The organism is Mariniflexile sp. HMF6888, from assembly GCF_044335535.1.
GTDB lineage: Bacteria > Bacteroidota > Bacteroidia > Flavobacteriales > Flavobacteriaceae > Mariniflexile.
Window position 1 is genome coordinate 132,056 of sequence record NZ_JBIQVZ010000005.1, and the last position, 11,933, is coordinate 143,988.

Consider the following 11,933-nt stretch of genomic DNA (forward strand, 5'->3'; position numbering starts at 1 on the left):
AAAAGTGTTTAAGACTAACTGAATTAATTTGTATTTTTACAATTCTTAAACTTAAAGGCATGGACCTATACGAGCATCTTGAATCGCCAATGATTTTTAAAATAAGTTTTAATAAACTTCTTAAAACTTACGAGACGCTTGCTAATAGCGATGACGAGTTTGTTGCAGCCAAAGTTAAGCGAATTCTGGAAATTCAAAAACCCTACCCCGAATTAAGAGTGGGGTTTACAGAGTTATCGTTGCTGGAAACTTATAAAAAACCTATAGAAGTTATTCTGCAGGATACTTTTAGTCCTGTTTTAACTAATAACGAAATTAAAACGGCATCCATACCATTTCAAAATATAGTATTCAATACGTCCAACCGTTTTAAAAATATTATCAAAAATGCTGGAGATGATTTTGTCTTGCAAATTAAAAACATGCCAGAAGATGATACGTATATTGTCACCTGTATAGTTATTTTAAATTTCTGCTATGGCTATAATTTAAATTTAAAACGCCCATTTTTTTATGAAATTCCTGATGAGAATGGCATTTTACGATATTATAAGATTTTATATAATGCCGATTTTTGTGAAATAACACCAACCGAAAGTGCTAAAAAAATTACCCAAGAAGATTATGATGAGTTGTTGGATAATTTTGGTAACATCGCACTTTGGAAAGAAAAATTCCCACCCAATAGTTATTTGTTCAAAGGTTTTGTAATATCAAACATTTTTGATGTTACAGACGATCAATCTATTTCGAACATCAAATCTAATCTTATTATAGATGAAGAATGTGCCGATGAAGATTTTATAGAAAACTTTCATAAAACATTTCAATCGCTTTTAGGTATCAAAAACATTAAGGTAGGTTTTTCGGTATACAACAAGGAAGAAGGTCTTTTTGAACCTGTTCTTGGTATGGGCAATAGCAGTTTTTTAATTAATAGCGATCAGCCAAAACCGTGTAAGCAAGCTTTATGTCATGGTTCTTATGATAAATTACTAAAGGAGAAGAAATTTTATGCGGTGTCCGATGTAGATAGGTTATACGAGCGTTCTCAAGGACAGGCCCCGCAGTTGGCGACTTTTAAAAACCAAGGCATTAAAAGCGTTATTTTAGCACCCATTGCAGATGGCGATGATTTACTAGGGATATTAGAAATCGTTTCATCTGAACCCAAAGTTTTGAATAGCATCAATGCCAATAAGTTAAATGATGTGATGCCATATATTGTGTCTGCAGTTTTACGCTCAAAAAGGGAAGAGGAGAATTTAATTGAAGCTGTCATTCAGCAAGAATGTACATCTATTCATCCGAGTGTGCATTGGAAATTCGAAAAAGAAGCAAAAAACTTTATTAAAGAACAATTTAACGGCAATCAAGCGGTATTTAATAAAATTTCGTTTGAGGATATTTATCCATTATATGGACAAATTGATATCAAAGGATCTTCTGAAGCAAGAAATTGGGCAACGCAGCAAGATTTAATGTTGCAGCTTAATGAAGTAAAAACCATTCTGAATGAAGCTTTTAAAGAAGAGCAATTCCCCATATATGAGCAGTTTATATTTCAAATAGATAATTATTTAGAAGGATTAGATACCCACTTCCAGGTAGATAGCGAACAACAAATTACAGGATTTTTAAAACATGACATCAATCCCTTATTAGAACATCTAACAAAATTTGAAGTATTGCATGCCATTATCAATACATATAAAGAATCAATTGATGCTAAGGTTGGTGCTTTTTATAAGCATAGAGAAAACTACGATAGTACAATTTCTAGTATCAACAAAAAAATGGCTTCATTACTAGATAAAAAACAAGAAGATGCGCAAAAAATGTATCCGCACTATTTTGAACGTTTTAAAACAGATGGCGTAGAACACAATATGTATATAGGTGAGGCTATTACAAAAGAAGAAAGTTTCAACCCTATTTATTTATATAATTTAAGATTGTGGCAACTGCAGGTGATGTGCGAAATGGAAAATGCTTATTACCAAATGCAGCCTACTTTTCCTATTGGTTTAGATGTGGCTTCCATGATTTTAGTATTTAATCAGCCATTATCCATTAGTTTTAGAATGGATGAAAAGCAGTTTGATGTAGATGGTACTTATAATGCGCGGTACGAAATTGTAAAAAAACGTGTTGATAAAGCATTTATAAAAGGAACCCAAGAGCGTGTAACCCAAAAAGGAAAAATAAGTATTATTTATTCCCAAAAACAAGACGAACAAGAATACTTACGCTATATTAAATTTTTACAATCGAAAAATTATTTAGATGATGATGTAGAAATTGTTGAATTGCAGGATTTGCAAGCAGTAACTGGATTGAAAGCGATTCGCGTTAGTTTATTGTACCACAAAGACAAAAAAGACAAAGCATTTTATACCTACGACGATTTAATTAGGGAAATTAAAGCTTAGCGTACATTAAGCTTAAATGCCACGCTAAAAGCAATAACGCTTATAATAATACCGATCATGAATACGCTATAGGTTAATCTAAGTATTTTGTATTTTTTATCTAAAACCAATCCAAGAAAATATAAATCCTTTTTCATAGAAGAGTATAAATAATCTCTATCTATCATCATTTCGCCCATAGCCCACTCAAAATCTGCCAGACTCATTTTGTGGAAATTTCCAAAGAACAATAAATTTACTTTTTTATTGGCAACGTCTTCTTTTGTAAACTTTCCGCTGGTAATATTAGGACGTGTCGCTAAAATGGACAAAATAATAGAAGCTACCGTAAAGAGTACAAAAATAATTGTTGGTATAATCAGGTATTTGTTTGAGGCATTATCTAATTTAGAAACTAAATTTGATAACACCAGCGACACAATTATGGCATTTACCGATAGGAGAATATTAGCTTTAGTATCGGCAATGTTGCTTAAAGTGATGTGATTTCTTAAAGTGACTCTAAACATAGTTTCTATACCGCGTTCGGGCAATTCGGCTTTGTTCTTTTTAAAACTTAATTCTGTTTTCTTTTGTTTGAGTTTAACAGAGTCTTGTTTTATTTTATTTTGAAGTTTTAATAATCGCGATAAATTTTTTGTTTTCGTTGCAGTCCAATTTATTGAAGCTGCTTCAGAATAAAACTGATGGTTGTTAGTTAAAAAATGAATGTTTTCTTCTAACCATTCAGCATCCGTCAAAGTTTTATCGCAAGCAAGTTCCCACTCTTTTCTAAGTAATTCTGTGGCATCTCCAAAATCTTTACTTCCAATATGGGCAAAATCGGCATCACGAATAATTTTCTCGCTTATGTTTTTGGGTTCGTATCCCATTACTGTGGCTAAAATTAAATCCTTAACAGCTTTGATAGTCTCTTCAGAAGCATTTTGGTTCTTTAAAAAATCTTCAGCAATAGAAACGCTTTTCTCTTCGTGTTTTTCTATGCCTTCAGTATAACCCGTATCATGAAGCCAAGCAGCTAATACCAATATTTCCTTTTCATAATTACCTAAATTTGATAAATCGGATAACTCCTTAACCTTTTCAACGACAAGTTGTGTATGTGCCAAATTGTGGTAAATATAGTGGCTGCTTAGTTTTTCATTTAATAAATGAATAACGTGTTTTTCGACTTCAGCAATAAGATTGTCCATAAGAGATTACGATTTAAAGTAAAAATACTAAACTTTAATGAATGAACTCATCTTGACTTTTTTGATTGAAGCGAAAAATAAAAATTTTGCAGCCAATTGAAAAATCAAGATGAATTCGATGTTAAACATTCGTGTTTATTTGTCGTAAATTTACGTAATGCTTTCTTATTTTTAATAAATTTAGTTTTGTAAGGTGGTTTAAATGATGTCTACTGAATGAAGTGATGCTAACAAAAACATTAATTTTGTCTAAACGAATTTTAAGATAGTTAGCGATAATCTATCTTTATGAAAAATATAAAACTGACCAAATGATTTTTCAAGTAAGAATAATTGCCATTTTTATCGCCGTTATATTTTTTAATGCTTGTGCTACTTATAATCCACAGTATAAGGACTCAAATTGGGAAAAAAAATCATTCCAAAAAGATATTGCCTACTCATTTTACTTAATTGGTGATGCTGGAAATTCACCTTTAGGCACTTCTTCAAAAGCATTGGAAGCATTTAAGAATGCACTAAGCAAAGCTACAGAACAAAGTACGGCTATTTTTTTAGGTGATAATGTATATCCGAAAGGCTTACCAAAAAAAAAGGATCAAAATAGGGTCTTTGCAGAACATCAATTGAATGTACAAACGGAAGCGGTTGAAAATTTTAAAGGAAAAACCATTTTTATTCCTGGAAATCACGACTGGTATTCCGGTATTAAAGGTTTAAAACGACAAGAAGATTTTATTGAAGATAAATTAGGCAAAAACACCTTTTTGCCCGAAAACGGTTGCCCAATTGAAAAAGTAGACATTTCAGATGAGATTGTTCTAATTATTATAGATTCTGAATGGTATTTAGCCGATTGGGATAACTATCCAACCATTAATGATGATTGTGACATAAAAACCAGAACCAAGTTTTTTGATGAACTTGAAGGCGAAATTAAAAAAGCACAAGGAAAAACAACTTTAATAGCCGTGCACCATCCTATGTTTACGAATGGTTCGCATGGTGGGCAGTATCCATTTTCAAGCCATTTAAAACCATTTCCAGTACTTGGAACACTAAAAAATCTCATAAGAAAAACAGGTGGAGTTACAACGGTTGATGTGCAAAATAAGCTGTACAATGCCTTTAGAAAACGCATCATTACGCTATCTCAAGAAAATGATAAGGTTATTTTTATATCAGGTCATGATCACAACCTACAGTATATATTTCAAGATAATATACCACAAATTATAAGTGGTTCAGGATCTAAAATTTCAGCCACTCGAAATGTGGGTAAAGGGCAATTTTCTTATGCAACACCTGGTTATGCCATATTGGATGTTTATACAGATGGTTCTTCCCAAGTTCGTTTCTTTTCGGCTGAAGATGGTAAAGTGGTGTTTCAAACAGATGTGCTTTCAAAAGATAAGAAAGGAGAAACTATTAATTATCCAGCATCATTTCCAAAGGAAAAAATAGCATCTATTTATAAAAAAGAAGAAATCACTAAAGGAGGTGTATATAAAACGATTTGGGGAGAACGTTTTCGAGACTATTACGGCACAGAAGTTAAAGCGCCAATAGTAGATTTAGATACGCTTTTTGGTGGCTTAACTCCTGTTAGAAAAGGCGGTGGACACCAATCTAAATCACTGCGATTAAAAGACAAGCAAGGTAGGGAATATGTTATGCGCGCCCTTCGGAAAAATGCCATTCAGTATTTGCAAGCAGTAGCTTTTAAAGATCAATATATTGAAGGCGAGTTTGAAGATACTTACACCGAGGGCTTGCTACAAGATGTTTTTACAGGCTCACACCCGTATGCACCATTTGTGGTCGGCACTTTAGCCGATGCAGTAGGTGTTTACCATACAAATCCTGTGCTGTATTATGTGCCAAAACAAAAAGCAATAGGTGCTTTTAACGACGAGTTTGGTGATGAGTTATATATGATTGAAGAACGGACCGATGATGAACATGGTGATAAAGCAAGTTTTGGGTTTTCGAATACTATGATTAGTACCGATGATTTGTTGAAAAAGATTAATAAAGATGAAGATTTTGTTTTGGACGAAGCAGCTTATATTCGAGCACGTTTGTTTGATATGCTTATTGGCGATTGGGATAGGCACGAAGACCAATGGCGTTGGGCCGAATTCAAAGAAAAAGGAAAAACAATGTACCGACCTGTTCCCCGAGATAGAGATCAAGTATTTTCTAAAATGGCAGATGGTGTGTTGTTGGGTTTTGCCACCTCGGTAATTCCTGGATTGCGATTAATGAAATCTTATGATGAGGATTTAAAGAACCCAAAGTGGTTTAATTTGGAACCTTATCCGTTGGATATGGCGTTGATTAACCAGTCAGATTGTAAGGTTTGGAATGCGCAAGTAAAACAAATAGTAGATAATTTAACGGATGCCGTTATTGACGAAGCATTTGCCAATTTTCCAAAGGAAGTGCAGGACGAAACCATTCAAGATATCAAATTAAAACTTCAAGGAAGGCGAAGTAATCTTCAAAAAATTTCGGACGCTTATTACAAACATATAAACAAGTTTGGTATTGTAAAAGGGACCGATAAAGACGATTGGTTTGACATTGAACGCCTGCCAAATGGCAATACAAAAGTGACTGCATATCGTATTAAAAAAGGAGAAAAGGCAGTTGTGTTTCATCAACGAACTTATCATTGTAATGATACCAAGGAAATTTGGGTGTATGGGTTGGACGATGACGATGTTTTTAATGTTTCAGGTGAAGGAGATAAGCTTATCAAAATACGGTTGATTGGTGGCCAAAACAATGATACCTATAATATTTTAAACGGAAAAAAAGTTAAAATCTACGATTACAAATCCAAAGAAAATACATTTAAAACGACCAACGGCATCGTGAAATTAACCGATGATTACGAAACCAATGTGTACGATTATAAAAAATTAAAAAGCAACACCAATCAGTTCATTCCAACGATAGGCGCTAATCCAGATGATGGTTTTAAAATAGGACTATTAAATACGTTTACTAAATATGGTTTCGATCGCAACCCGTTTACGTCACAACACACACTTTCTGGAGCTTATTATTTTGCTACAGAAGGTTTCGATTTACATTATAAAGGAGAGTTTGCTAATGTGGTTGGCAATATGAATCTAGGTTTGAAAGCACATTTTACAAGCCCTAATTTTGCAATGAATTTCTTTGGTTTTGGAAATGAAACACCAAATTATGAAGCAGATGAGAATGATGGTTTAGACGTCGGTTTAGATTATAACCGTGTAAAAATTAGGTTGTTTAAAGTGGCACCCTCTTTAATTTGGCGAGGGCGTTTTGGTGCTAGTTTTGAAGTTGGAGTATCTTATGAGCATAATGAAGTTGAAGAAACTGAAGGACGCTTCATCAATCTGGTATTAAACGACATAATAGAAGTTAGTAATAGTTTTTATGGCATTCAGACGAAGTATCAGTATTCAAATTCCGATAATGAAGCCTTTCCTACCTTAGGGATGATGGTCGCTTTTGAAGCAGGATATAAAAATAATGTTGATACCTCTAAAGGGTTTGGTTATATCATCCCAGAATTTGCTTTTGATTATAAATTATTACCGAGTGGTCAACTGGTTTTGGCTAGCAAACTTAAAGTGCAAATCAATTTAGGCGACGATTTCGAGTTTTATCAAGCAGCAAATATTGGTGCAAATAATGGGTTAAGAGGTTATAGAAATGAACGTTTTACAGGTAAAAGTGCATTTGTGCAAAGTACCGACTTACGTTTAAATTTGCGTAAAGTAAAAACAGGACTATTACCGCTAAATATTGGCTTGTATGGTGGCGCCGATTATGGTCGGGTTTGGATTAAAGATAATGATTCCGATAGGTGGAATACCTCTGTAGGCGGTGGTATTTTTGTTAATGCAGCAAATATGATTACTGGAAATTTTTCGGCATTTCATAGTCATGATGGGTTGCTTCTAGCATTTAAATTAGGATTTGGTTTTTGATAGTTTTATATTGAACTCGTTGAAACTTTTCTGATTGAAATGAAAATTTAAGCCTGGGTAGCTGGTTTATGGACAAAAAAGACCATTTTTAGCCCATTGTGAAAAGTTTAAATCACTTCACTATTAAGATTAATTACTTATGCATTAAAAACCACTTTATTAATGTTAAATTTGTCAAAATATTTTTAATAAGAATAATAGAGTGGATAAAAACATATTACGCATAGGTCATCGAGGAGCTAAAGGGCATTTAGCCGAAAACACTTTAGAATCTATTAAAAAAGCTTTGAGTTTAGGGGTCGATGGTATTGAAATAGATGTACATAGATGTGCATCGGGGCAGTTAGTGGTGTTTCATGACTTTACATTAGACAGAATGACGAATACGTCTGGAGAGGTTTCAAAATATACATTGAACCAATTAAAGCGCGTTGAGGTTAAAGGACACTGCCAAATACCAACCTTGTCTGAAGTTTTAACTTTTGTAAACAATAAATGTTTGTTGAATATAGAACTGAAAGGGCATGATACGGCTGAAGAAGCAAGTCGATTAATCACTTTTTTTGTTGAGAAAAAAGGTTGGGAATATAAAAATATTATAGTTTCCAGTTTTCAAACGAATCTATTGGAAATGGTTCATAAAACAAACCCAAACATTCCTTTAGGAGTGATTACCGATACTAATTTGGATGAAGCTGTAAATTTTGCAAAAACCATAAATGCGGTTTCCATTCATCCCGATTACACCATGTTAACCCAAGAGATTGTCGAAAAATTAAGGGAAGATTTTAAAGTATTCACTTTTACGGTAAACAACCTAAAACCCATAAAACGCATCAAATCTTATGGGGTAGATGCTATTATTTCAGACTTCCCTGAGAGACTATGATCGAAAAAGATGTGATTATTGTTGGTGGTGGTGCTGCAGGTTTTTTTGCAGCTATTAACATTGCAGAACAAAATCCACACTTAAAAGTAGTGATTCTTGAACGTGGAAAAGAAGGCTTGCAAAAAGTAAAAGTGTCTGGAGGCGGAAGATGTAATGTAACGCATGCCGAATTTATTCCCCAAGAACTAATAAAGAATTATCCACGTGGCAAAAAGGAATTGTTAGGACCTTTTCATCAATTTATGACGGGCGATACCATAGAGTGGTTTGAAAAGCGAGGCGTTGCATTGAAGATTGAAGAAGATGGTAGAATGTTTCCAGTGTCAAATACGTCACAAACTATTATTGACTGTTTTTTAAATGAAGCCAAAAAACATAAGGTTGAGGTCTTATACAATCATTCTGTAAAAACCATTGAAAAGGAAGGGGATCTTTGGAAATTGGATACATCCCTAGGTGATTTTTCAACTAAAAAATTATTAATAGCAACAGGCAGTAATACTAAAATCTGGAATCTTTTAGAGGGCTTGGGACATCGTATTTCACAACCTGTTCCTTCATTATTTACATTTGACATTAAAGACGAACGTATCAAGGATATTCCCGGAGTTGTAGCGCAACATGTCGAGGTTAAAGTTTTAGGAACCGATTTATGGAGCGATGGTCCATTACTTGTGACACATGTTGGGATGAGCGCACCAGCCATTTTAAAGTTATCAGCTTTCGGCGCCATAGAATTAGCAAAACGAGACTATAAATTTCAAATTGAAGTTAATTTTATAAAACAATCGTTTGAAGATTGCTTAGATGTTTTAAAAACACTAAAACACGATTTAGCTAAAAAAACAGTGATCAAATCAACTCAGTTTGACTTGGCAAAACGTTTGTGGCAAAAATTGGTATTGGCGTCTAATATGAATCAAGAAACCCGTTGGGCAGATTTAAATAAAAGCCAGTTAGAAAATTTAGCATCACAACTTACGCAAGCCATTTTTCAGGTGGATGGAAAAAGCACGTTTAAAGAAGAATTTGTTACTGCTGGTGGCGTCGAATTAAAAGAAATCAATTTTAAAACCTATGAAAGTAAACTTCATAAAAATCTTTATTTTGCAGGCGAAGTGATTAATGTAGATGCCATAACAGGAGGTTTTAATTTTCAAAATGCATGGACAGGGGCATATATTGCTGCTAGATCAATTTCAGAATAATTTTTATATTGCATAATATATATTTAATGTATATATTTGATATATATACTTTTTTGCATCATGGGAAAAACAAAAAAATTAATAGAGTTAGATGATAAAGCTATTGAAATTCTTGAAAATCAAGCGAAACTACAAAAACGCTCACTAAAAAATTATATTGAATATACTTTGGAAAACACCGCTATGCGATATAGTGAACCTTCGGAGGAATATAAAACGATGATGGATACTATGTTGGATAGGATGGAAAGAGGCGACATCGATTTTATTCCTATTGAAGATATCAAGAAGAAGTATGGCATTTAAAATCATTATTTCGCCAGAAGCATCCAGGGAAATAGATATAGCCACATGCTATTTTAAAGCCAAAGGTTTGCTGGAACCATTTTTAAAAGATTTTAGTGATCAAATAACTTTTTTAGAAGCAATGCCTTTATCTAGACAATTTCGATACAAACAGGTAAGAATTCATCAATTTGATAAATTTAACTACGCTATTCATTATGTAGTTTTAGATATGGAAGTTCGCATTTTGAGGATTCTTAATCAGAAACAAGACTTTTAACATGCAAACTTACATCGCACTTTTAAGAGGTATCAATGTTGGCGGACACAAAAAAGTGCCCATGTCAGAATTACGTGATTTGTTAACAAATGCAGGTTTTCAAAACGTTCAAACTTATATTCAGAGTGGGAATGTTATTTTTCAATCTTCAAAAAAGGCGTCCGAATTAGAAACAGAAATTCAAAAACTTATACATAGTCATTTTGGTTTTGAAGTTTCAGTAATAGTAAAAACCAATAATGAGTTGCAAGCAATTTTTGATACGTGTCCTTTTTCAGAAGAAAAGAAAGAGAATAGTTATTTTATACTTTTAAGTGACATTCCTAATGAACATGCCATTGAGAAAACTCAAGAAATGGTTTATGAAAATGAAGAAGTTGTCATTAAAAATGACTGTCTTTATTTTTATTCCTCAACGGGTTACGGACGCACAAAGTTTAATATGAACACTTATGAACGGAAGTTAAAAGTTACAGGAACCGCAAGAAACTTCAAAACCATGTTAAAACTATTATCTTTGTCTTCAGATTTAAATTAGAATGACAGAACAACAATTTATTCCTAAGGCATATTCAAATACAGTTGAAAGCGGAAAGGTAACTTGGGAATCGCCTAGTAACATTGCGTTGGTAAAATATTGGGGCAAAAAGAAAGATCAAATCCCTGAAAACCCATCCATAAGTTTTACTCTAAATAATTGTAAAACGATTACAACGTTAACTTTTTCAAAAAAAGAAAATGCTTCTGATTTTGAATTTGATGTGTTTCTAGAAGGTGAAAAGAAAGATGATTTTAAGCCAAAAATCCAAACTTTTTTTGAGCGTGTTGAACTTTATTTACCTTTTTTAAGATATTATAAATTTAAAATAGAAACGAAAAACACCTTTCCTCATAGTTCAGGAATTGCATCATCGGCAAGTGGGATGAGCGCATTAGCGTTGTGTTTAATGAGTGTTGAAAAACAATTAATTCAAGCAGATGCCGCCTTGAGCACAGTCGAAAGGTCTTTAGATGAAAATTATTTCAATCAAAAAGCATCCTTTTTAGCACGTTTAGGCTCCGGGTCTGCCTGTAGAAGTATGGAAGGCGATTTGATTATTTGGGGACAAACCGATGCTATTGAAGGAAGTAGTGATTTATTCGGGGTAAAATATCCTTATCAAGTTCATGAAAATTTTAAAGGGTATCAAGACACCATTTTATTGGTTGATAAAGGGGAGAAGCTAGTAAGTAGTACAGTTGGACATAATTTAATGTACAACCATCCTTATGCAAAAAACAGGTTTCAACAAGCACATGATAATCTTGAAAAATTAAAATCTATTTTAGAATCGGGAGATTTAAACGCTTTTATAGCTTTGATTGAAGGTGAAGCATTAACACTGCATGCTATGATGATGACCAGTATGCCCTATTTTATTTTAATGAAACCAAACACCCTGACAATAATTAATAAAATATGGGAGTTTAGACAAAAAACTGGTTTACACATCAGTTTTACTTTAGATGCTGGAGCAAACGTACACGTGTTATATCCAAAGAAGGAGTCATTTAAAATTTTGGAATTCATTAAAAATGAATTAGTTGCATATTGTCAAAACGGTCATTATATTTGCGACCAAATTGGTTTTGGAGCGAAACAATTAACAATGTAAAT

At 33.2% G+C, this 11,933-nt stretch carries 9 protein-coding genes; 8 read left to right on the forward strand and 1 reads right to left on the reverse strand.

Going from position 1 to position 11,933, the window contains the following annotated elements:
• Nucleotides 1–59 precede the first annotated feature (59 nt).
• Nucleotides 60–2,432, forward strand: coding sequence for a GAF domain-containing protein (locus ACGLWY_RS12815; RefSeq protein WP_396620064.1), 2,373 nt, complete (start codon nt 60–62; stop codon nt 2,430–2,432).
• On the opposite strand, the gene ACGLWY_RS12820 is transcribed toward ACGLWY_RS12815, so the two are convergent.
• A complete protein-coding gene (locus ACGLWY_RS12820) occupies nt 2,429–3,625 on the reverse strand; it encodes a Pycsar system effector family protein (protein ID WP_396620065.1) in 1,197 nt (398 codons plus the stop codon). The genes ACGLWY_RS12815 and ACGLWY_RS12820 overlap by 4 nt on opposite strands.
• Before the next feature lie 311 nt (nt 3,626–3,936).
• On the opposite strand from ACGLWY_RS12820, the gene ACGLWY_RS12825 reads away from it, so the two are divergent.
• The 7 genes from ACGLWY_RS12825 to ACGLWY_RS12855 all read left to right on the forward strand — a co-directional run bounded on the left by ACGLWY_RS12825 (nt 3,937) and on the right by ACGLWY_RS12855 (nt 11,931).
• Nucleotides 3,937–7,614, forward strand: a complete 3,678-nt coding sequence (locus ACGLWY_RS12825; protein WP_396620066.1) for a metallophosphoesterase — start codon at nt 3,937–3,939, stop codon at nt 7,612–7,614.
• A gap of 202 nt (nt 7,615–7,816) precedes the next feature.
• The gene (locus ACGLWY_RS12830; RefSeq protein ID WP_396620067.1) at nt 7,817–8,503 is read left to right on the forward strand and encodes a glycerophosphodiester phosphodiesterase; all 687 of its coding nucleotides are present in this window, start codon (nt 7,817–7,819) and stop codon (nt 8,501–8,503) included.
• Nucleotides 8,500–9,711: an NAD(P)/FAD-dependent oxidoreductase gene (locus ACGLWY_RS12835; RefSeq protein ID WP_396620068.1), complete on the forward strand. Its 1,212-nt coding sequence runs from the start codon at nt 8,500–8,502 to the stop codon at nt 9,709–9,711. The genes ACGLWY_RS12830 and ACGLWY_RS12835 overlap by 4 nt, the downstream gene beginning before the upstream one ends.
• Nucleotides 9,712–9,771: 60 nt before the next feature.
• Nucleotides 9,772–10,017 (forward strand): hypothetical protein, encoded by a 246-nt coding sequence (locus tag ACGLWY_RS12840; RefSeq protein WP_396620069.1) that lies wholly within the window; start codon nt 9,772–9,774, stop codon nt 10,015–10,017.
• The gene (locus ACGLWY_RS12845; protein ID WP_396620070.1) at nt 10,007–10,276 is read left to right on the forward strand and encodes a type II toxin-antitoxin system RelE/ParE family toxin; all 270 of its coding nucleotides are present in this window, start codon (nt 10,007–10,009) and stop codon (nt 10,274–10,276) included. The genes ACGLWY_RS12840 and ACGLWY_RS12845 overlap by 11 nt, the downstream gene beginning before the upstream one ends.
• A gap of 1 nt (nt 10,277) precedes the next feature.
• Nucleotides 10,278–10,814, forward strand: a complete 537-nt coding sequence (locus ACGLWY_RS12850; protein ID WP_396620071.1) for a DUF1697 domain-containing protein — start codon at nt 10,278–10,280, stop codon at nt 10,812–10,814.
• A 1-nt stretch (nt 10,815) separates the two neighbouring features.
• A complete protein-coding gene (locus ACGLWY_RS12855; RefSeq protein WP_396620072.1) occupies nt 10,816–11,931 on the forward strand; it encodes a diphosphomevalonate/mevalonate 3,5-bisphosphate decarboxylase family protein in 1,116 nt (371 codons plus the stop codon).
• The last annotated feature ends 2 nt before the right edge of the window (nt 11,932–11,933 follow it).